Here is a 22,224-nt window from a genome sequence, read left to right on the forward strand (position 1 = left end):
CCGCAAACCCGATTCCCCCGGATCGCGATGCTTGCCTTCGTCTACAAGAGCCTGAAAAAGGCCGACACCTTTCTCTACCTCGCCACGCGCGACGATTTCGGCTGCCTGCCAGAGCCGCTGCGCGCGCAGCTGGGTAGCCTGCAATTCGTGCTGGAGGTGGCGCTGACGCCGGAACGCCGGCTGGCGCGGGAGAACCCCGACGTGGTGCGCAGCAACCTCGCCAGCCGCGGCTTCCACCTGCAGTTCCCGCCCACCATGGCCGACCCGATGAGCGACGACTGGGGCACCGATGCCTGAACGGATGCCCGTGGCTGGCGCCGCGCTGCTCGCGCTTGCACTGCTTGCGGCCGTCGCCAGCGGGTTCGCCGCCGACGGTGTCGCCGCCGCGCTGGCCTGGCTGGCGCAGGTGCCGGCCGCGCTGGGCATCGCGCTGCTGCGCGGCGGCCGCGACCGGCGCGCGCTGGCCATCGATGCCGGCCGGCTGACGCTGTTCTGGGGCGGCGGTTTCCTGCTGGCCGGCGCGCTGCTGGCCTGGCCGTTGCTGCGGCTGCGCGAAGCCCCGTCGCTGGGCCACGCGCTGGCGCTGGCCGGGCTGGCCGGTGCGCTGCTGGTGGCGCTGTGGTGGCGCTGGCCGGACTGGTACACGCTGGAACGCAGCGGCGGCAGCGCGCAGTCGCGCTTCGCCGCCCGGCAGGCGCAGGACCCCGCCGCCTGGCGCGGGCTGTTGCTGGGCGCGCTGCCGGTGTTCCTGCTGCTGGCCGGCGGCCTGCTGCTGGGCTGGCCGGATCTGCTGGCCGGTGGCGCCCGCCTGGGCATCAGCTTCGCCTATGCGCTGGTGCTGCTGCCGCTGGCCCATCTTGCCCTGCAGTCGGCGGCGCCCGCCATCGCCCTGCACGGCCTGCCGGTGGTGGAAATGGACGCCGTCGCCGACGCTGCCGCGCTGGAGGAAGAAGCGTTCGACAGCACACCGGCGATCGCGCCGCTGCCAGCTGCGGATGAGGCCAGTTCCGCCGCCGAACTGGCCGGCCTGAGCCGGCAGCTGTACGCCGCCGCGCGGCTGGGCCGGGTCGATCGCGCGCTAGCGCTGCTCGCGGCCGGTGCCGATCCGCAGGTGCAACCCGAACCCGATGCGCGCGATCGCCGCAGCCTGCCGGTGCTGGCGGCGGTGCTGCCGGACCTGCGCCTGCTGCGCGCGCTGATCGAGCGCGGCGTTGACGTCAACGCCATGCAGGACGGCATGACGCCGCTGCTGGCCGCCACCCGCGACAGCTGGCACGGGCGCCCGGAAGCGGTGATGACCCTGCTCGCCAACGGTGCCGACCCGCGCATCGCCGATGCCGACGGCAACACCCCCCTGCACCATGCCGCGCGCAGCTCGGACCCCGGCGTGGCCGCGCTGCTGCGCGACGCCGCCGCCGCCATCGACGCGCCCAACGCCGCCGGCCTGTCGCCGCTGGGCAGCGCCTGCGCCTGCGGCAACTGGCGGCTGGCGCGGTTCCTGCTGGAACGCGGTGCGCGCCCGGAACCCGCCGGCGGTCAGCCGGCCCTGCTGGCCGCCGCCGGCAGCGAGGAGGACGACCCCGCCGGCGTGCTGCTGCTGCTGCGCCACAAGGCCAAGGCCAACGCCCGCGACGCACGCGGCCGCAGCGCCCTGCACGAAGCCGCCGCGGCCGGCCACGCCGCGATCTGCCAGACCCTGCTGGAAGCCGGCGCAGATGCCGATCCGCGCGACGGCGAGGGCCGCACGCCGCTGCTCGACGCCGCCCGCAGCAGCGCCCAGCCGGCGCTGGAGGTGCTGCTGGCCGCCGGCGCCGACGCTTGCGCCTGCGATGCCGGCGGCGCCAACGCGCTGCACCTGGCCTGCGCCGCGGAAGCGCCCTCACCGGCACTGGTGCAGCTGCTGCTGGCGCAGGGCGTGGATCCGCATGCCGCGGACGCGCACGGCCGTAGCGCGGTGGAGATTGCCGAAGCCGCCGGCCGCTGGGCGCTGGCGGCGCTGCTCGATCCCGGCCGCAGCCCGTCGGCGGCGCTTGGCGACGATGAACCGGCGCCGGAACGCCCGCCATCCCTGCTGTTGCGCGAAGCGCTGCTGGAAGGCGCCGACGCGGCGCGGCTGCAGGCGCTGGCGGCGCTGCTGGAGCGCGCCGACTTCGATCACCTGCTGGGCGATGCCGAAGTCGCCGCCAGCGCCGCGCGCACCGATTGGCTGCTGCGCCACGGCGCCAATCCCGAATCCCGCGTCGCCGCTGCCCCGGCGCCGCTGCAGGCCGCGCTGACCCGCGGCGAGGCCGGCATCGCCGTCGCGCGGCGGCTGCTGGCGCACGGCGCTTCGCCGGCCGGCGCCGGCGGTCTGGCCGATTATCTGGCCGCCTGCCTGGATGCTCCGGGCGGCGACGCGGGCGGCGAAGCCTTCGCGCTGGAACTGCTGGCGCGCGGCGCCGATCCGTTTGCCGCCTCCGCCGCCGGCGACCCGCCGCTGCTGCTGGCGGTGCGGCTGGGCTGGCAGGCGCTGCTGCGACAACTGCTGGCCCACGGTGCCGATCCCGACGGCTGCGACGGCCGCGGCATGAGTCCGCTGCATTTCGCCGCCAGCCTGGGGCGCCAACCGATGCTGACCGCGCTGCTGGCCGAAGGCGCTGCGCCGGACCGGCGCGCCGCCGACGGACAGACGCCCCTGGGCATCGCCCTGGCCAGCGGCCAGCGCTTGCTCGCCGACTGGCTGGACTGGCGCGGCTGGCCGCTGCCGCATCGGCCACTGCGCGCCACCGACCTGCCGGCCGCCGCCATCACCGGCGACCGCGACGCGGTGCGGCGCCTGCTGGACCTCGGCTTTCCGATAGACACCACCGACAGCCAGGGCTGCACCGCGCTGCTGCGCGCGGCCGGTGGCGGCCATCGCGGGCTGGTCGAAGACCTGCTGGCGCGCGGCGCCGATCCCGGCCTGACCGCCAACACCGGTGCCACCGCGCTGTCCGCGGCGGTGAGCATGCGCCAGCCGGAGATCGTCGAACGCCTGCTGCAGGCCGGCTGCAGCCTGGAACAGCGGCTGCCCGGCGAAGTCACCGTGCTGATGCTGGCCGCCGCGCTGGGCCTGCCGGAGCTGGTGGCGCGGCTGCTGCGCGCCGGCGCCGACCTGCACGCGGTCGACGCGCAGGGCCAGACGCCCCTGCACTGCGCCGCGCTCTACGGCTTCACCGCGCGCGATCGCGCGCGGCTGCTGGCGCTGCTGGACGGCCTGCTGCTGGCCGGCGCCGACCCGCACCTGCCGGCGAAGAACGGCACCACCCCGCTGCTGCTGCTGCTGGGCGCACGCGCCGAGCCGGGCACGCCCAGTAGCGAGGACGTGCTGCTGGCCGCGCTGGAGCGGCTGCTGGACGAAGACGTGCGGCTGGACGCCCGCGACGCCCGCGGCTACGGCCCCCTCCATCTGGCCGCATTGCACGGCCTGCGCCGCACGGTGCAGGCGCTGCTGCGCGCCGGCGCCGACCCGGCGCTGGCCGACACCGGCGGACGCATCCCGCGCGACGTCGCCCTGCTGCGCGGCTATGTCGACATCGCCGCCGAACTCGTCCCGCCGGCCGCGCCGCCGCCCTCGGGCGTGTCGATGGCGCGCTTCCTGCGCGAGTAGCGTGGCGAGCCTGCGGGCTGGCGCTGGAGATCCAAGCGCGTCCGGATGAACCGCGCGAGCGCAGCGGCCGCCTGAGCCTTACGCGGCCCCGGGCGGGGCATCGCCGCGAGTGCTGCCGGCATCCGCATTGAACAGGCCATCCAGCTCCAGGCGCGCATCGCGGGTGGCCTGCAGCAGCGCGTCCTCGTCGTCCTGCAGCAGCCGCTGCTGCTCCAGCAGCGACTCGTCCCACTCGCGGAAGCGGCGCGCGCGATCCTCGGCCAGTTCGCGTTGCATGCCCAGCGCCACCAGCACCTCGCGGCCGATCTCCAGGCTGCTGCAGAAGGTTTCGCGCAGCGCTTCCGCGCCCAGATCGATCAGCTGCCAGGCGTGGCGGCGGTCGCGCGCGCGCGCGAACACCCGCGCCTGCGGATAGTTTTTGCGCACCAGCCGCACCATCCGCAGGCTGGCCTCGACACCGTTGATGGCGACAACGAAGATCCGGATCCGCGCCGCACCGGCCGAGCGCAGCAGCGCCAGCCGGGTCGGGTCGCCGTAGTAGATCTGGTCGGTGCCGATCTGCCGCGACAGGTTGACCTGCTCGATGTCCGGGTCGATCGCGATGAAGGCGATGCCCTGCGCGCGCAGCAGGCGGGCGACGATCTGGCCGAAGCGGCCGAAGCCGGCAATCAGCACCTGCGGGTGGCGGTCCTGCGGGATCGCATCGTACTCGCGCGCTTCCGCGGCCAGCCTGTCGGGCAGCAGCTTCGAGGCCAGCATCAGCAGCAGCGGTGTCAGCGCCATCGACAGGCCGACGATGGCGGTGAGGCGGTCAAGGGTGGCGGCATCCAGCAGCCGGGCCCGCCCCGCTTCGCCGAACACCACGAAGGCGAACTCGCCGCCCAGCGCCAGCACCGCCGCCAGCAGGCAGGCGCCGCGCGCGTCCAGCCGGCCCGGGCGCAGCCCCAGCGCGAACAGCAGCAGCGATTTCACCGCCAGCAGCGTGGCCACGCCCGCCGCGATCAGCAGCGGCTCGGTGAGGATCCGCTGCACGTCGATGCCCATGCCCACGGCCATGAAGAACAGCCCCAGCAGAAGGCCTTCGAACGGGCGGATCTGCGCCTCCAGTTCGTGCCGGTATTCGGATTCGGCCAGCAGCACGCCGGCCAGGAATGCGCCGAGGCCGGCGCTCAAACCCGCTGCCTGCATCAACCAGGCGCTGCCCAGCACGACCAGCAGGGCGGCGCCGGTGAACACCTCGGGCAGGTCGGTGCGGGCAATGACGCGGAACAGATGGCGCAGCAGGTAGCGGCCACCGAAGATCAGCGCCGCGATCAGCGCCACCGCGCGCGCCACCTCGGTCCATTCCAGGCCCACGGTCTTGGCCTTGCCCAGCAATGGGATTGCAGCCAGCAGCGGGATCGCGGCGAGGTCCTGGAACAGCAGGATCGCGAACGCCAGCCGGCCGTGCTCGGTAGCCAGCTCCTTGCGCTCGGCCAGCAGCTGCAGGCCCACCGCGGTGGATGACAGCGCCAGTCCCAGGCCCACCACCAGCGCGGCCTTCCAGCCCAGCCCTACCAGCATCGCCAGCGCGCCCAGCGCCAACCCGCATAGCAGCACCTGCAGGCCGCCGACCAGGAAAATCGGCTTGCGCATCACCTTCAGCCGCGGCAGCGACAGCTCCAGCCCGATCACGAACAGCAGCATCACCACGCCGATCTCGCTGGCCGCCAGCACTCTGTCCGGGTCGCGCACCAGCGCCAGCTCGTGCGGGCCCAGCAGCACGCCGGTGGCGAGATAGGCGAGGATCGCGCCCAGCCCGAAGCGCTTGAACAGCGGCACTGCCAGCACCGCCGCCAGCAGGAAAACCAGTGCCAGTTCCAGGCCGCCGCTATCCATCCGTTCCTTCCATGCAATCCCGCGACCAGCTTACGGCACGGCGGGATCGGTCGGCGCGGTGGTCGCGCAGCGGCTGGCCTTGATCTTCGCATCCACCGCATCGAACGCGGCCTGCCGCTCGCGGCGGCTGCCGTCACTGGCATAGCGCAGCTTGAACTCGGCCTCGTCCAGGCGCCGATACCAGCTTGCGCACAGCTGCGCTTCCGGCACCGCGGCGCAGCTGTCCTGCTTCATCTCGCAGGCGCTGGCCATGCCCAGCGAAGCGCGGCCATCGATGCCGGTCACCTGCAGCGGCGCGCAGCGCGGCGGCGGTTCGGCGCTCTCGCCGAAATAGGTATCGCCTTCCCAGGTCCGGCACTGGTACAGCGGCGGCGGCGCGGGCAGGCCGGCGGCTTCGGGCGCCGGCGCGCGCTGCGCGGCCGGGCCGCTGACCAGCACGAAGTCGCCGTACACCGGTGGCACCGGTGGCGTCTCGACCCGTGGTTTCCTGGCCGGTACCGGCATGGTCTTCACTTCGCCGATGCGGCGGATTTCCTGCTTCATGCCGGCCGCGCAGGGCGTGCCGTTCTGCATCGACACGTTGCCCTTGGCATCGGTGCATTTGTAGAAGACGGTTTCCTGCGCCCACGTCGGCAGCGGCGTGCACACGAGCAGCAGCGCCAGCATCGGCAGCGGCATGATCAGCCGCATCTCAGCGGCCGTCGCAGTCGTTGTCGAGGCGCGCGTTGAGCGCACGTTCCTGTTCGCGCAGCACATCGCGCTCCTTTTCCTGCGCGTTGAAGAAGCGCGTGCGCAGTGTGCTGCGGCGGTCGCGCAGGCGCGCGCAGGCCTCGACCGGCGGCAGCATGACGCAGTCGTCGCGGATCCAGGTCCCGCCGCCGGTGGCGACCGGCCAGTTGATCTCGCGATGCGGCGGGCGCATCACCCGCTCCGGGTGGCCGATGTTGTCGCCCAGCACCGAGCGCGGCCGCACTGTCGGATAGCCCAGCGTCCACAGCGGCACCCAGCGCGGATTGCCGCGGCCGTCGTCGCTGGTGTAGCGCTTGCCTTCGGGCGTGACGCATTCGTACAGCGGCCGCGGCGGCGCCAGGTAAACGGTGCGGGCGTCGGTCGCAGCAGGCGGCGCTGCAGGCGTCGGCAACGACGCCGCGGCGCGCGGCGAAGCATCGACCGGCCGCAGCATCTCGCGCGCCTGCTGCGCCTGGCCTTTCGCACAGGGCGCGTCCTGCAGGCTGACCTTGCCGGCGGCGTCGGTGCAGCGATAGACGGTGACCGTGGCTGCCGGCTTGGCCTGCGCACGCGCGCTGCCGGCGAACAGCAGCAGGCAGACGGCAAGGGCGAGGGCGACGCGCATGGCCCCATCTTGGCGCGTTGGCGCGCGCGACGAAACCCCGCGGCGCGCACGCTTTCAGGCGGCCGTCAGCGCCAGCGGAATCGCCTTCGCGCCGCGCAGCATGCGCGCGATGCTGGCCGCGGCGTCGCGGCCTTCCTGCACCGCGGTCACCACCAGGTCGGCGCCGCGCACGCAGTCGCCGCCGGCAAACAGCGCGTCGTGTCCGGTCTGGTACGGCAGCCGGCCATTGCCGCCGACCACCAGCCGGCCGTTGGCCTGCGCCTGTACACCGAGTGCCTGCAGCCACTGCGGCACGCGGGGGGAAAAACCGAAGGCGATGATGACAACGTCGGCGTCGAGCACCGATTCGCTGCCGGGAATCGGCTGCGCCGCACGGCGCCCGTTGGCATCGGGTTCACCCAGCCGCGTCTCCACCATCCGCACCCCGCGCGCCTGGCCGTCGCCGATGATCTCCTGCGGCTGGCGGTTGAACAGGAACTGCACGCCCTCCTCGCGCGCGTTCGCCACCTCGCGCGCGGAGCCGGGCATGTTGGCCTCGTCGCGCCGGTAGGCGCAGGTCACGCTGGCCGCACCGAGGCGGATGGCGGAGCGCACGCAGTCCATGCCGGTATCGCCGCCGCCAAGCACCACCACGCGCTTGCCGCGCAGATCCGGCAACGCAAGCTGGTCCTCCCAGCCGGCAATCGGGCGGCCGTGCGGATCGTGGCCGGTGACGATGCGGCCGTTCTGCACCAGAAACGGCAGCGCCGGCAGCACGCCCGCCAGCTCCTGCCCGGGCAGGCCGCCATCGGTATAGCGGTAGGCACCAAGACCGAGGAACACCGCATCGAATTCGCCCAGCAACGCCGCGATGCCGACATCGCGGCCCACGTCCACGCCAAGGCGGAAGCGCACGCCCATGCCTTCCAGCACCGCGCGGCGGGTGGCGATCACCGCCTTGTCCAGCTTGAAGCTGGGGATGCCGAACTGCAGCAGGCCGCCGATCTGCTCGTAGCGGTCGAACACGGTTGCCTCGATGCCGCTGCGCGCCAGCCGGTCGGCGCAGGCCAGCCCCGCCGGCCCGGCGCCGATCACCGCCACCCGCTTGCCGGTGGGCTTCACCTTCGACAGGTCCGGCCGCCAGCCTTGGGCGAAAGCGGTATCGACGATGTACTTCTCCACCGCGCCGATGGTGACCGCGCCGAAGCCGTCGTTGAGCGTGCACGCGCCTTCGCATAACCGGTCCTGCGGGCACACCCGCCCGCACATCTCCGGCAGCGGATTGGTTTCGTGGCAGAGCGCGGCGGCCTCGATGATGCGGCCTTCCTGCACCAGCTGCAGCCAGTCGGGGATGTAGTTGTGGACGGGGCACTTGGCTTCGCAATACGGATTGCCGCAGTCCAGGCAGCGCCCGGCCTGGTGCGCGGCCTCGGCTTGCCCGAAACGCCCGTACAGCTCGTCGAAACTGCCGGCCACCCGTTCGGCCAGCGGCACCTTGGCCGGCATCTCGCGCGGCGATTCGAGGAACTGGAAGAGTTGTTGCTTGCTCATCAGGCCGCTCTCTTCAATTCGTGGGCCAGCGCTTCCAGGCTCGCCGCCTTCGGCTTGACCAGCCAGAACTTGCCGACGAAGTCGCGGAAGTCGTCGCGGATGCGCACGCTCCAGGCGCTGCCGGTCAGCCGCGCGTGCGCCTCGATAAGATCGGTGAGGTGCTGGCGATAGCCGTCCAGCCCCTCCGGGGTGATCCGCGAGATGTCGACCAGCTCGTGGTTGTAGCGATCGACGAAATCGCGCTCCAGGTCCAGCACATAGGCCAGCCCGCCGGTGAAGCCGGCGCCGAAGTTCAGCCCGGTGCGGCCCAGCACCACCACCGCGCCGCCGGTCATGTATTCGCAGCAGTGGTCGCCCGCGCCCTCGATGACCGCTGTGGCGCCGGAGTTGCGCACCGCGAAGCGCTCGCCGGCGCGGCCCGCCGCGAACAGCTCGCCGCCGGTGGCGCCGTACAGGCAGGTGTTGCCGAGGATCGGCGTGTCCTGCGAGGCGAACCGGCTGCCGGCAGGCGGCTGCAGCACGATGCGGCCACCGGCCATGCCCTTGCCGACGTAGTCGTTGGCTTCGCCCTGCAGGTGCAGGTGCAGCCCGCCGGCATTGAATGCACCGAAACTCTGGCCGGCGCTGCCGCTCAGGCGCACGTCGATGGGCGCGCTGTCCATGCCGGTATTGCCGTGGACGCGGGCAATGCGCCCGGACAGGCGCGCGCCGATGCTGCGGTCGGTGTTTCGGATGCTGCCGACGAAGGCGCCGCCGGCGCCGGTGGCAATCGCATCGGCCAAAGCCGCGTCGAGCTGCGCGGCCAGCCCGTCCGGCGGCACCTGCAGCGCCGGCGATCCGCAGTAGGCGGATGCCTGCGCCGGATCGCGCGCCAGCAGCCGCGACAGGTCCACGTCGACATCCTCGCGGGTCGCGCGCAGGTGCTGCTCCAGCAGGTCGGTGCGGCCGATCGCCTCGTCCAGCGTGCGCAGGCCCAGCAAGGCCAGCCATTCGCGCACGTCCTCGGCGACGTTGCGGAAGTAGCATTCCACGCGCTCGGGCAGCCCCTTGAAATGGTCGCGGCGCAAACGCTCGTCCTGCGTGGCCATGCCGGTGGCGCAGTTGTTGAGGTGGCAGATGCGCAGGTACTTGCAGCCCAGCACGATCATCGGCGCGGTGCCGAAGCCGAAGCTGTCCGCGCCCAGCAGCGCCGCCTTGATCACGTCCAGCCCGGTCTTCAGGCCGCCGTCGGTCTGCAGCAGCACGCGCCCGCGCAGCTCGTTGGCCTGCAGTGCCTGCCGCGCCTCGGACAGGCCCAGTTCCCACGGCACGCCGGCATAGCGCACCGAGCCGATCGGGCTGGCGCCGGTGCCGCCGTCATGGCCGGCAATGGTGATGAGGTCCGCGCCGGTCTTGGCCACGCCGGCGGCGATCGTGCCGACGCCGGCATGCGACACCAGCTTCACCGAGATCAGCGCATCGGGATTGACCTGCCGCAGGTCGAAGATCAGCTGGGCGAGATCCTCGATCGAATAGATGTCGTGATGCGGCGGCGGCGAGATCAGGCCGATGCCGGGCTTGGCGTGGCGCAGCCGCGCGATCAGCGGGTTGACCTTGCTGCCCGGCAACTGGCCGCCCTCGCCGGGCTTGGCGCCCTGCGCCAGCTTGATCTGCAGCACTTCGGCGTTGATCAGGTAGTCCGGCGTCACCCCGAAGCGGCCGGAGGCGATCTGGCGGATCTTGCTGCGCCGGTCGGTGCCGTTGCGCGCCGGATCTTCGCCACCTTCGCCGGAGTTGCTGCGCCCGCCGAGGCGGTTCATCGCGATGGCCAGCGCCTCGTGCGCCTCCGGCGACAGCGCGCCCAGGCTCATCGCCGCGCTGTCGAAGCGGCGCACGATGCTTTCCACCGGCTCCACTTGCGACAGCGGCAGCGGCGTGACGGCGGCTTTCAGCCGCAACAGGTCGCGCAGCGCCGCCGGCGGGCGCGTATCGACGTGGGCGGCGTAGGTCTTCCAGTCGGCGCGATCGCCGGTCAGCACCGCGTGCTGCAGCGACTGCACCACGTCCGGGTTGTACTGGTGGTATTCGCCGCCGTGGACGTAGTGCAGCAACCCGCCCAGCTCCGGCAGCGCGTCGTCGTCCCAGCCGTGCGCGGCAAGCTGGCGGGCGTCCGCTTCCAGCCGGGCGAAGCCGGCGCCGCCGATCCGCGAGGGCGTGCCGTCGAAGCAGCGCGCCACCACTTCGTCGGCCAGGCCGACGATCTCGAACAGGCCGGCGCCGCGATAGCTGGCGATGCTGCCGATGCCCATCTTCGAGAGGATCTTCAGCAACCCCTTCTTCACCCCGCGCCGGTAGCTGCGGCCGATCTGCTGCGGCTCGGCGGCGGTCTTGCCGCCCAGCACGCCGCGACGGCCCAGCGCGTGCAGGGTCTGGTAGGCGAGGTAGGGATAGACCGCGGTGGCGCCGAAGCCGATCAGGCAGGCGAAATGGTGCGGGTCGCGCGCGGTGCCGGTTTCCACGATCAGATTGGCGTCGCAGCGCAGGCCGGCGCGAACCAGGTGCTGGTGGACCGCACCGGTGGCCAGCAGCGCGTGCACCGCGGCCGCACCGCGGCGCGGGCGGCGGTCGGACAGCACCAGCAGTTCGTCGCCGGCGCGCACCGCTTCCTCGGCCTGCGCGCAGATGCGGTCCAGCGCCTGCGCCAGCGTGGTGCTGTCATCGAAATACAGGTCGATGTAGCGGTAGCGCGCGGAGAAGCGCGGCAGCGCCAGCAGCTGGTGCAGCTTGCGCTGCGACAGCACCGGCGAATTCAGCAGCACGTGGTCGACGTTGTCCGGGCCGTCGTGGAACAGGTTGCCCTCGCGGCCGATCTGGGTGGACAGCGTCATCACGCACGCCTCCCGCAGCGGGTCGATCGGCGGGTTGGTGACCTGCGCGAAGGCCTGCCGAAAGCAGTCGTACAGCGGCCGCACGCGCTGGCTGATCGCCGCCATCGGGATGTCGTCGCCCATCGAACCGATGGCTTCCTGCCCGGTTTCCACCAGCGGCCGCAGCACCCGTTCCTGTTCCTCGCGGGTGAGCTGGAACAGCTTCTGGAAGCCGAGCACGGTGGCGTCATCGAACGGCACGTCGCACAGCGCCGGGTCGATCAGTTCGGTGTGCAGGTAGGTCATGCCCTGCCGCAGCCACTGCTTGTACGGCGCGCGCGCGCGGTTGAGCGCGTCGATGGCGTCGTTGTCCAGCAGCCGGCCGGCGACCAGGTCGACCGCGATCATCTCGCCCGGCCCCAGCTTGCCCTTGGCCTGCACGCGCGCCGGATCGATGTCGAGCACACCCGCTTCGGAGGCGATGGCGAACACCCCGTCCGTGGTCAGCAGCCAGCGCGCCGGGCGCAGTCCGTTGCGGTCCAGCGTGCAGGCGGCGTGCCTGCCGTCGCAGGTGACCACGCCGGCCGGGCCGTCCCACGGCTCGGAGTTGATCGCGTAGTACTCGTAGAACGCCGACAGGTCGGCGTCCTTGTATTCCAGCGACTGGGTGGCCGGCGGCATCAGGATGCGCATCGCCTTGGGGAGGTCCATGCCGCCCAGCAGCAGCCACTCCAGCGCATTGTCCAGCGACTGCGAATCGGAACCATGCATCGACACCACTTCGTCGAATCCGCCCACATCCAGCAGCTGCGACTTCCACACATCCTTGCGCGCCTGCGCCCAGCGGCGGTTGCCCTCGATGCTGTTGATCTCGCCGTTGTGGGCCAGCCGGCGGAACGGATGCGCCAGCGGCCAGCGCGGCTGGGTATTGGTGGAGAAGCGCTGGTGGAACAGCACCGCGCGCGCCTCCAGCTGCGGATGCGCAAGGTCGGGAAACAGCTGCCGCAGGTGCTTCGGCAGCACCATGCCCTTGTAGCCCAGCAGGCGCGTGGACAGGCTGACCACGTAGAAGTCGGGCACGTCGCGCAGGACTTGCTCGGCGCGCTTGCGGGCCAGGTACAGCGCGCGTTCGAACGCATCGGCATCGTCGCCGTCGCTCTCCGCGAACACCTGCGCGATGCGCGGCAGCGAAGCGCGCGCGAGTTCGCCGCACACCGCAGGATCGACCGGCACGTCGCGCCAGCCGGCCACGCGCAAACCGGCGTTGCCGAGTTCTTGCGCCAGCACGTCGCGGCAGCGCGCTGCGAGCGCAGCGTCCCGAGGCAGGAACACGTTGCCGGCGGCGATCAGCCCGGCATGCAGTGCGATGCCGGCGGGGTTCGCCAGCGCGCGCACGAAACCGTCGATGCCGTGCAGCAGGACGCCGCAGCCGTCGCCGGACAGGCCATCGGCCGCAACGCCGCCGCGATGCGCCATCCGCGACAGGGCTTCCAGTGCGCCATCGACGATCGCCCGCGACGCCCCACCCTCGACCTGTGCGATCAGGCCGAAGCCACAACTGTCATGTTCACTGGCAGGGTCGTACAAACCCCGGATCGGGCTGCGCCGCATGGTCGTGTCCGTGCAGGAGTTGTGGAACGCCCGCGTTCCGACTCTCCCTGTGGAACCCGATGCGCACCCCGACTAGAGCATAGTTTGTGCAGCGCAACAAGAGGGTTTTGCGAAGAATTTTCGTTGCAGGAGAAACCGCTTTTCGCCCGCAAACGCAGGGCGGACGCGGTTTTCAGCGCAGGACGGCGCCACTGCGCGCGTCGCGGATGGTGCTGGGCTGCGCGCGCCCGAGGGTTTCGCCATCGGTGACGGCATCGACCCCGGCAACGATGCGCGGGTCGAGTTCTTCCCGCGTGCGCGGCGAAGGTCGGCTTGCGATATTGGCGCTGGTCGACACCAGCGCGCCGCCGAAGCCGTCGCACAGTGCGCGCACCAGCGGATGCGCGGTGACGCGCACGGCGATGCCGTCATGCGCGCCGGTGATCCAGCGCGGCGCGTCCTTCGACGCCGGCACGATCCAGGTATTCGGCCCCGGCCAGCTGGCGCGTACTTCGGCCAGCTGCGATGCGGCAAGCGATGCAGTGTCGATGAAGGGCGCCAGCTGCGCTTCGCTGGAGGCGATCAGGATCAACCCCTTGGCGACATCGCGCTGCTTGAGCGTCAGCAGGCGCAGCACGGCCGCTTCGCTGCGCGGATCGCAACCCAGCCCCCACACGCCTTCGGTGGGATAGGCGATGAGGCCGCCGTTACGGAGCGCGACGAAGGCGGGAGCGAGAGCGGCCTGCAGATCCATGGGGTTATTTTCCACTCATTCCCGTATCCACGGAAATGGCGGCGGAAAATTCAGAACGGCGCCTCGTCCCGCGACGGCTTCTTCACCACGCGCTTCTTGCCGGGCTCCACCTTGGCCGCGGTGAGCAGCGGCTTGGCGGGTTCGATGTCGGCCGAATACGGACGCGCGGCGTTCTTGGCCGGGGCCTTCTTCACCGCTTTCTTGGCCACGGCCTTCTTGGCGGCCGGCTTTTTCGCCGCCTTCTCGGCCGGCGCTTTCTTCACCGCGGCCTTCTTGGCGACCTTCTTCACCGCCGCCTTCTTCGCGCCGAAGCCCTTGCGCGCCGGCTTGCCGGTTTCTTCCAGCAGCTTCAGCGTTTCCTCCAGCGACAGCGAGGCCGGCTCGCGGTCCTTGGGGATCTTGCCGTTGAGCTTGCCGTCGCTGATGTACGGGCCGAAGCGTCCATTAAGCACCTGCACGTCGTGGCCGGGCCATTCCTTGATGACGCGGTTGCGGGCGATTTCTTCCTTCTCCTCGATCAGGAAGATCGCGCGCGCCAGGTCGATGACGTAGGGGTCGTCTTCCTTCTTCAACGAGGCATAGGAGCTGCCGCGCTTGGCGAACGGGCCGAAGCGGCCGATGCCCACGCTGACTTCCTCACCGCTGCCGTCGACGCCCAGCTTGCGCGGCATCTCGAACAACATCAGTGCTTCATCGAGGGTGATGTTGTAGATGCTCTGGCCGGGCTTGAGCGAGGCGAAGCGCGGCTTCTCCTCGTCTTCCACGGTGCCGATCTGCACCAGCGGGCCGAAGCGGCCGATGCGCGCGCTGAGCGGGCGGCCACTGGCCGGGTCGCTGCCCAGCACCCGCACGCTGCCGGCGTCGGCCTTGTCCAAGGTGGCCTTCTTGTCGTCCACCAACGCCTTGAACGGACCCCAGAACTTCTCCATCAGCGGGATCCAGTCCTCCTCGCCGCGGCTCACCGCATCCAGCTCGTCTTCGAGGTTGGCGGTGAAGTCGTAGTCGACGTATTTGGAGAAATGGCTGGACAGGAACTTGCCGACCGCGCGGCCGATGTCGGTGGGCTTGAACGCGCGACCATCCAGCACCGCGTACTGCTTGCCCAGCAGGGTCTGGATGATGGCGGCATAGGTGGACGGCCGGCCGATGCCGTATTCCTCCAGCGCCTTCACCAGCGCCGCTTCGGTGAAGCGCGGCGGCGGCTGGGTGAAATGCTGGTCGGCGTGGATGCGATCCAGCGGCACCATGTCGCCCAGCTTCATCAACGGCAGCTTGCGGCCTTCGTCCTCGTCCTCCTTGCCCTTGCTGTCCTTGCCCTCTTCATAGACCGCAAGGAAGCCGGCCACCACCACGGTGGTGCCACTGGCGCGGAAGGCGTGCTCGCTGCCGGCGGACAGGTCGACGGTGACCGTGTTGAGCGTGGCCGGGATCATCTGGCAGGCCACTGCGCGCTTCCAGATCAGCTCGTAGAGCTTGCGTTCGTCGTCGGTGAGGAAGCGGGCGACATGCGCCGGCGTGCGCAGCGCGGCGGTCGGGCGCACCGCTTCGTGCGCTTCCTGCGCGTTCTTCGACTTGGTCTGGTAGACGTTGGGCTTGTCCGGCAGCGAGGCGGTGCCGAAATCGCGCGCGATCACGTCGCGGATCTCGGCCAGCGCATCCTGCGACAGGTTCACCGAGTCGGTACGCATGTAGCTGATCAGGCCGACCGTGCCTTCGTCGCCCAGCGCGATGCCTTCGTACAGCTTCTGCGCCACCTGCATGGTCTTGCGGGTGGTGAAGCCGAGCTTGCGCGCGGCCTCCTGCTGCAGGGTGGAAGTGGTGAACGGCGGCGCGGGACGGCGCTTGCGCTCCTTGCTGGCCACGTCGGTGACGTGCAGCCGGCCGCTGGCGGCCTGCTGGATGCGCAGCCGCGCGTCTTCGGCGGTGCTGCCGTCGGTGACGGTGAACTGTTCGAACTTCTTGCCGTCCAGCTTCACCAGCTTGGCGGTGAACGCCTGCGACGGATGCGCGCACTCCGCCTCGATGCTCCAGTATTCGCGGGCGATGAAGGCTTCGATCTCCTCCTCGCGCTCCACGATCATCCGCAGTGCCGGCGACTGCACCCGGCCGGCCGACAGCCCGGCCTTGATCTTGCGCCACAACACCGGCGACAGGTTGAAGCCGACCAGATAATCCAGCGCGCGCCGCGCCTGCTGTGCGTCGACCAGGTCGGCGGCGATGTCGCGCGGCTGCGACATCGCTTCCTTGATCGCGCGCGGGGTGATCTCGGTGAACACCACCCGCTGCAGCGACTTGTCCTTGAGCAGGTTGCGCTCCTTCAGGATCTCGGCGATGTGCCAGCTGATCGCCTCGCCCTCGCGGTCCGGGTCGGTCGCCAGATAGAGATGGTCGGCGGCCTTGGCGGCCTTGGCGATCGCATCGACGTGCTTCTCGTTCTTCTCGATGGTCTCGTAGCGCATCGTGAACCCGTTGTCGGGATCCACCGCGCCCTCCTTCGGCACCAGGTCGCGGACGTGGCCATAGCTGGCGAGGACGGTGAAGTCCTTGCCGAGGTATTTGTTGATCGTCTTGGCCTTGGCGGGCGATTCGACGATGAGCAGGTTCTTGGCCATGGTGGCGCGGGTTCCGGTAGGGCGGCTGCAGGCCGCCGTAGATGCCAACGCCCGGAGCAGATGCCCCGGGCGCTTATTTATAGTGGAATCATGGACGGGGCTGCGCTGTCAAGTACGGCCGCTGCCGGCCCGGCTCGCCGCGGGCCCGGCGAGGGCGGCGCGGCAGCTGCGGGCGGACGGCGCAGGGCGCAGGGCGCGAGGCTGGATCGGCTCAGTGCACCGGCTCCGGTTCGTCCAGGTACATCTGGGTTTCCATCCAGGCATAGGCCGCCTCGGAACCGGGCTGGTTGAACAGCACCATCAGCACCACCCACTTCAGGTCGTCCAGGTCCAGTTCGTCCTGGTCCAGCGCCATCGCCCGATCCAGCACCAACTCGCGCTGACCGGCATCCAGCACGCCATGTTGTTCCAGATACAGCAGGAAGCCGCGCGCCTCGATGTCCAGCTTGTCCAGCTCCGACCCGTGCAGCACCCGCACCGGCCCGCTGGCGCGCGCCTGCCCGGGCGCCGGCCGCTGTCGTTCCAGCGCGTCCAGCCAGTCGAAGGCGTTGTGGATTTCGCTGGGCGAGAACCCGGCGGCCGCCAGCTCGTTCATCAGCGAACTGTCGCGCGCAATGAACGCCGTGTCGGACAGCGCCGCGTCGTCGTTGGCGAAGTAGTGCTCGAACAGGTACAGCAGGACGTCCAGGATGCTCTCTTTCATGTCCGTGTGTCCTTGGCTCGTGCCCGTGGGCACCGTGGAAGCGAATCGCTGGTCTCAGACCCCGATCCGACTGTAACGGCCATGTTCGGCCGCGACCCGTCCTTCCAGCTCCAGCGCCAGCAGCATGGACGACACCGCCGCCGCCGTCAATCCGCTGCGATCCAGCAGTTCATCCATACCGGTTGGGTCGTGACCAAGCGCCTCCCACAACCGGTTGATATCTGGAAGGTCGGGCAGCCCTGCCGCCTCCCGCTCGGGTTCGACCGGGCAGGACGCCAGTTCTCCGCGCAGCCCCCGCACCAGATCGCGCACCAGCGGTGCCAGCGTCTCGGCCACTTCGGTCGGCGTCTCCACGAGCGCCGCGCCCTCGCGGATCAGCCGGTGGCAGCCGCGCGCCATCGGATTGTGGATGGAACCGGGCAGCGCGAACACCTCGCGGCCAGCATCGCCGGCCAGCCTGGCGGTGATCAGCGCGCCGGAGCGGATGGCGGCCTCGACCACCACGATGCCCAGGCTGAGCCCCACCAGGATGCGGTTGCGGCTGGGAAAGTGCGTCCGCAGCGGCTGCGTGCCGGGCGGGTGCTCGCTGACCACGGCGCCGGCCTCCGCGATCCGTGCCATCAGCGCGCGGTGGCGGGCGGGATAGGCGATGTCGGGCCCGGTTCCCAGCACCGCGACGGTCATGCCGCCGGCGTCCAGCGTGGCCTGATGGGCGGCGGCATCGATCCCCGCCGCCAGCCCGCTGCCGATGCACAGCCCGGCGCGCGCCAGCGCGGCGGCGAAATGGCCGGCGTTGACGCGGCCGCCGGCGGTGGCGGTGCGGCTGCCGACAATGGCGACCGTGGGCCGCCACAGCAGATCCGCATCACCGGCCACGAACAGCATCGCCGGCGGCGAGGCGATCCGCCGCAGCAGCGGCGGGTAGGCCGCATCGCCCCACCCCAGCAAGTGATGGGTCGGCGCTTCCAGCCAACTTAAGCTACGGGCCAGCGCAGCCGCATCGGGCCGCAGCAGGGCCGTGCAGGCCACGGCGTCGACGCCGTGGCTGGCCCAATCGCGACGTCCGGCGGCCAACGCTGCGGCGGCCCCGCCGTGGGTATCGAGCAGGCGGCGCAGCGCGGATGCGGCCGCACCGCTGTGCAGCAGACGCAGCAGGGGTTCATGTTCGGCGCAGGCAGACATGCGGCCAGCATCGTCCGCAAACGACAACGGCGCCCTCGGGCGCCGTTGCGGTCTTGCGTCGGGAAACCCCGAAAAATCAGTAGGGCGCGTCCGGATGCTTCAGCTCGTAGCCGACACGGACCGGCTTGACGCTGCTCATCACCAGCGCATAGCTGACATTGTCGAAGGTGCGGAACACCATTGCATGGCCGGCGAATTCGTCGGGCAGGCGCACCTTGTTTTCGAACAGGGTCACGTCGTCGTCGCGATCCAGCCCGGACTTGACCCGGTCGCTGACCGAGTCGCCGCGCCGCCACAGCGAGAACACGGTGCCGTTGTCGATGCCCTCGCGGGCGCCGCCGGAAATCGCGATCACGTCGCGGGTACCGCCGGAGGTCAGCTGGTCGGCGACCGACATCACCGTCAGGCGGCCGTACTTGGCCTGCTGCCTGGGCGGATGCGGGAAGAACTGCAGGTCGTAGGGCTGCGCCTCGACCGGCACCAGCCGGTCGCCTACGCGCACTTCGCGACCCTCGTTGTCCAGCAGCACGGTGCTGGCCTGGATGCCGCCGACTTCACCGCGGGTCACGGTGCCGGTGGTCTGGGTGACCAGCTCATAGCCCATGAGCTCGGTGTTCTTGCTCGGGAACACCGCATTGCTCCACAGGGTGCCGTCATCCGGGCCGGGGCGGCCGCGGGCATCGAGATCCTGGCTCTGGAACAGGTCGCAGCACAGGCCGGCGCGCTCGACCATGCGATAGCGCTTCTCGGCCCGCACCACCAGGTAGCGCTGGCCGGGGGCGACGCCTTCCAGCCCGCGCACGTAGGCGACATGGCCGCGGACCGCGCGCGTGCGGTTTTCCTCGAGGCCGACCACGTAGGGCAGCTGGTCAATGCTGGACACCATGCGGGTATCGCGCAGGAACGGCTCGATCTCTTCCAGCGGCACCGCGTTGACCGGGCTGGCGGTACGCTCGCCGGCCTGCACCCTGGCCGCCACGCGGTCGAGGTAGGCCAGGCTGATGACATCGCCCGGATAGATCAGGTGCGGATTCTTGATCTGCGGGTTGGCCTGCCAGATCTCCGGCCACAGCCACGGCTTCTTGAGGAAGCGCGCGGAAATATCCCAGAGGGTGTCGCCACGCTTCACCACGTAGCTGTCCGGATGGTCGCCGCGCAGCTCGACCGCCGCGGCATAGCTGGCCACCGTCAACAGCGCGGCCGCAAGCATGGTGCGCAGACCGCGCGGACGCGGCGCACCCGTGCGCGCCAGGTTGGAAACCCGTTCAAGCATGATCGCTATCTCCCCGCTCCGTATGGCGAAAACCCCCTGAAGCCCGACCAATATAGCCCACAACCCGCGGCTGCTGGCAAGCGGCCGTGCAGGTCGGGCGCGATACAATCGCCGCCATCGCAGCCCACCCGGCTGCCGATTCCCGGATTTTCGCCATGGCCCTGCTCCCGATCCTCGAATTCCCCGACCCGCGCCTGCGCACCCAGGCCGTGGCCGTCGACGCCGCCGACCTGGCCACGCCGGCCTTCCAGACCCTGATCGACGACATGTTCCAGACCATGTACGAGGCGCCCGGCATCGGTCTGGCAGCCAGTCAGGTCGACGTGCACAAACGATTCATGGTGATTGACGTAACCGAGGATCGAAGCCGGCCACTGGTGTTCGTCAATCCGGTCATCACCGCCCGCGACGGCGAACAGGTCTATCAGGAAGGCTGCCTGTCGGTGCCCGGCATCTATGCCGACGTGACCCGCAGCGACACCATCACGGTGGAGGCGCTGGACCGCCATGGCCAGCCGTTCACCCTGCAGGCCGACGGCGTGCTGGCGGTATGCGTCCAGCACGAGATGGACCACCTGCTGGGCAAGCTGTTCGTCGACTACCTGAGCCCGCTCAAGCGCGAAATGGTGCGCAAGAAGCTGCTGAAGGCCAAGCGGGCCGCCTGAGCCCATGCGCATCGTCTTTGCCGGCACGCCGGAGTTCGCCGTCCCCTGCCTGCGCGCGGCCGCCGGCAAGGGTGAAGTGATTGCGGTCTACACCCAGCCGGACCGGCCCGCCGGCCGTGGCCGCGGGTTGACGCCTTCGCCGGTGAAACTGGAAGCGGTGCAGCGCGGCATCCCGGTGCAGCAGCCGGAGAACTTCCGCTCGGCGGAATCCAAAGCCGCGCTGCGCGCACTCAAGCCCGACGTGATGATCGTGGTCGCCTACGGGCTGATCCTGCCGCAGTCGGTGCTGGACATCCCCGAGCACGGCTGCTGGAACGTGCACGCCTCGCTGCTGCCGCGCTGGCGCGGCGCGGCGCCGATCCAGCGCGCCATCGAAGCCGGCGACAGCCGCAGCGGCGTCTGCCTGATGCAGATGGAGAAGGGACTCGACACCGGCCCGGTGCTGCTGGCGCAGGCGCTCGACATCGGTTCCGAGGAAACCGGCGGCCAGCTGCACGACCGCCTGGCCGAACTGGGTGCGCGCGTGCTGTCCGATGCGCTGGGCCTGCTGCGCGCCACCATTGCGCTGCCGCCGCATCCGCAGCCGGCCGAAGGCGTGACCTACGCGCACAAGCTGGACAAGGCGGAAGCGAAACTCGACTGGTCGCAGCCGGCCGCCGTGCTGGCCAACAAGGTGCGCGCCTTCAATCCGTGGCCGGTGGCGGAAGCGCAGCTGGTCGGCGAGCGGGTGCGCATCCACGCCGCCCGCGCGCTGGACGAAACGCATGACGGCGCACCGGGCAGCGTGCTGCGCGCCGGGCGCGACGGCATCGACATCGCCTGCGGCCACGGCGTGCTGCGCCTGCAGAGCCTGCAGCGCGACGGCGGCAAGCCGATCAGCGCGCAGGATTACCGCAACGCCCGCCGCGACGTGTTCGCATGAGCGACGGCGTCGCCGCCCGGGTCGCCGCGGCCCGCACCCTCGACGAGGTGCTGCACCGCGGCCGCTCGCTGAAGGCGGCGCTGGGCGCCACCCTGCCCGGCATCGATGACCCGCGCGACCGCGCGCTGGTGGAAGCGATGGTGCTGGCCGCACTGCGCCAGCGGGTGCATTACAACGCAGCGCTGGACGGCTGGATGCCGCGCCCACTGGGCCAGCGCGACGGCCTGCTGCGCGCGCTGCTGCTGGCCGGACTTGCGCAGCTGACGCTGGGTCTGCCGGCGCACGCCGCGCTGGCGGCCACGGTGGACGCCGCCCGCGCGCTGGGCCGCGCCCACCAGGCGGGCATGGTCAACGCGCTGCTGCGCCGCGCCCAGCGCGAAGGCCTGCCGCCGGCGGATCCCGCGCAGGCATGGCCGCAATGGCTGGCGGAACAGGTGCGCGCGGACTGGCCGCAGCAGGCCGACGCGATCTTCGAGGCCAGCGCACAGATCGCGCCGATGTGGCTGCGCGTCAATCGCCGCTGGATCGGCCGCGACGACTATCTCGCGCTGCTGCACGAAGCCGGCATCGAGGCCGCGCCGGCGCCTTCGCTGGCCGACGCGCTACGGCTGGAATCCGCGCTGCCGGTGCAGCAGTTGCCCGGCTTCGACGCCGGACTGGTGTCGGTGCAGGACGGCGCGGCGCAGGCCATGGCCGATGCGCTGTCGCCTGCCGCCGGCGCTCGGGTCCTCGACGCCTGCGCCGCCCCCGGCGGCAAGGCCGCGCATCTGGCCGAACGCGACCCATCGCTGCGCATCACCGCGCTGGACGTGGACGCGCGCCGCGCGCGGCGGATGCAGGAGACGTTCGCGCGCCTGCGGCTTGAGGGCATCGACGTGCGCGCGGCCGATGCGCTGCAGCCGGACGGCTGGTGGGATGGCACGGCCTTCGACGCCATCCTGATCGACGCCCCGTGCAGCGCCACCGGCATCGTGCGCCGCCAGCCCGACGTGCTGCTGCACCGGCGCGAGACCGACATCGCCGCCCTGCGTGGCACCCAGGCGCAGCTGCTCGACGCGCTGTGGCCATTGCTCGCCCGCGGCGGCGCGCTGGTCTATGCCACCTGCTCGATCCTGCATGCGGAAAACGCCGCCCAGGTCGAAGCCTTCCTCGCCCGCACACCCGACGCCACGCTGGCACCGCTGGACGCGAGTTTCGGCCACGACACCGGCTTCGGCCGCCAGCGCCTGCCCGGCGACGCCGGCATGGACGGCTTTTTCTGCGCGCGGCTGCAAAAGTCCTGAGCCT

15 protein-coding genes are annotated in these 22,224 nt (G+C 71.0%); 5 read left to right on the forward strand and 10 right to left on the reverse strand.

What is annotated here, in order from left to right; genetic code table 11:
- Nucleotides 1–27 precede the first annotated feature (27 nt).
- Both E5S66_RS00790 and E5S66_RS00795 read left to right on the forward strand, forming a co-directional pair.
- Nucleotides 28–297, forward strand: coding sequence for a YcgL domain-containing protein (locus E5S66_RS00790; RefSeq protein WP_028838631.1), 270 nt, complete (start codon nucleotides 28–30; stop codon nucleotides 295–297).
- A complete protein-coding gene (locus E5S66_RS00795; protein ID WP_138346663.1) occupies nucleotides 290–3,628 on the forward strand; it encodes an ankyrin repeat domain-containing protein in 3,339 nt (1,112 codons plus the stop codon). The genes E5S66_RS00790 and E5S66_RS00795 overlap by 8 nt, the downstream gene beginning before the upstream one ends.
- Nucleotides 3,629–3,706: 78 nt before the next feature.
- Here the strand turns inward: E5S66_RS00795 and E5S66_RS00800 are convergent, their stop codons facing one another.
- From E5S66_RS00800 to E5S66_RS00845, 10 genes are all read right to left on the reverse strand, one after another.
- Nucleotides 3,707–5,506, reverse strand: a complete 1,800-nt coding sequence (locus E5S66_RS00800; RefSeq protein WP_138346666.1) for a monovalent cation:proton antiporter-2 (CPA2) family protein — start codon at nucleotides 5,504–5,506, stop codon at nucleotides 3,707–3,709.
- Between the two features lie 30 nt (nucleotides 5,507–5,536).
- Complete coding sequence (locus tag E5S66_RS00805) at nucleotides 5,537–6,196, reverse strand: DUF4124 domain-containing protein (RefSeq protein WP_138346669.1); 660 nt, start codon at nucleotides 6,194–6,196, stop codon at nucleotides 5,537–5,539.
- 1 nt (nucleotide 6,197) lies between these two features.
- Nucleotides 6,198–6,860, reverse strand: a complete 663-nt coding sequence (locus tag E5S66_RS00810; RefSeq protein WP_138346671.1) for a DUF4124 domain-containing protein — start codon at nucleotides 6,858–6,860, stop codon at nucleotides 6,198–6,200.
- Nucleotides 6,861–6,914: 54 nt separating this feature from the next.
- Entirely contained in the window at nucleotides 6,915–8,390 is a 1,476-nt protein-coding gene (locus E5S66_RS00815) for an FAD-dependent oxidoreductase (protein ID WP_138346673.1), read from the reverse strand.
- Complete coding sequence (gltB, locus tag E5S66_RS00820; protein WP_138346676.1) at nucleotides 8,390–12,847, reverse strand: glutamate synthase large subunit; 4,458 nt, start codon at nucleotides 12,845–12,847, stop codon at nucleotides 8,390–8,392. The genes E5S66_RS00815 and gltB overlap by 1 nt, the downstream gene beginning before the upstream one ends.
- 172 nt (nucleotides 12,848–13,019) lie before the next feature.
- Nucleotides 13,020–13,580: an L-threonylcarbamoyladenylate synthase type 1 TsaC gene (gene tsaC, locus E5S66_RS00825; protein WP_138346679.1), complete on the reverse strand. Its 561-nt coding sequence runs from the start codon at nucleotides 13,578–13,580 to the stop codon at nucleotides 13,020–13,022.
- 50 nt (nucleotides 13,581–13,630) lie between these two features.
- The gene (locus E5S66_RS00830) at nucleotides 13,631–16,192 is read right to left on the reverse strand and encodes a DNA topoisomerase I (RefSeq protein ID WP_138346682.1); all 2,562 of its coding nucleotides are present in this window, start codon (nucleotides 16,190–16,192) and stop codon (nucleotides 13,631–13,633) included.
- A 211-nt stretch (nucleotides 16,193–16,403) separates the two neighbouring features.
- Nucleotides 16,404–16,895 carry a DUF494 family protein gene (locus E5S66_RS00835; protein ID WP_138346685.1) on the reverse strand — a complete coding sequence of 164 codons (492 nt, stop codon included), beginning with the start codon at nucleotides 16,893–16,895 and terminating at the stop codon, nucleotides 16,404–16,406.
- A 54-nt stretch (nucleotides 16,896–16,949) separates the two neighbouring features.
- A complete protein-coding gene (gene dprA / locus E5S66_RS00840) occupies nucleotides 16,950–18,077 on the reverse strand; it encodes a DNA-processing protein DprA (RefSeq protein ID WP_138346687.1) in 1,128 nt (375 codons plus the stop codon).
- A 76-nt stretch (nucleotides 18,078–18,153) separates the two neighbouring features.
- Nucleotides 18,154–19,287, reverse strand: a complete 1,134-nt coding sequence (locus E5S66_RS00845; RefSeq protein WP_246037129.1) for a LysM peptidoglycan-binding domain-containing protein — start codon at nucleotides 19,285–19,287, stop codon at nucleotides 18,154–18,156.
- A 218-nt stretch (nucleotides 19,288–19,505) separates the two neighbouring features.
- Here E5S66_RS00845 and def point away from each other — a divergent pair, with 218 nt between their 5' ends.
- The 3 genes from def to rsmB are packed head-to-tail and all read left to right on the forward strand — an operon-like array spanning nucleotide 19,506 to nucleotide 22,220.
- Nucleotides 19,506–20,015, forward strand: a complete 510-nt coding sequence (gene def, locus E5S66_RS00850) for a peptide deformylase (protein ID WP_138346692.1) — start codon at nucleotides 19,506–19,508, stop codon at nucleotides 20,013–20,015.
- A 4-nt stretch (nucleotides 20,016–20,019) separates the two neighbouring features.
- Nucleotides 20,020–20,937, forward strand: a complete 918-nt coding sequence (gene fmt / locus E5S66_RS00855; protein WP_138346695.1) for a methionyl-tRNA formyltransferase — start codon at nucleotides 20,020–20,022, stop codon at nucleotides 20,935–20,937.
- The gene (gene rsmB / locus E5S66_RS00860; protein ID WP_138346698.1) at nucleotides 20,934–22,220 is read left to right on the forward strand and encodes a 16S rRNA (cytosine(967)-C(5))-methyltransferase RsmB; all 1,287 of its coding nucleotides are present in this window, start codon (nucleotides 20,934–20,936) and stop codon (nucleotides 22,218–22,220) included. Before fmt ends, rsmB begins: the two co-directional genes overlap by 4 nt.
- Nucleotides 22,221–22,224: the final 4 nt, after the last annotated feature.

Source organism: Thermomonas fusca (assembly GCF_005862345.1).
Classification (GTDB): Bacteria; Pseudomonadota; Gammaproteobacteria; order Xanthomonadales; family Xanthomonadaceae; genus Thermomonas; species Thermomonas fusca.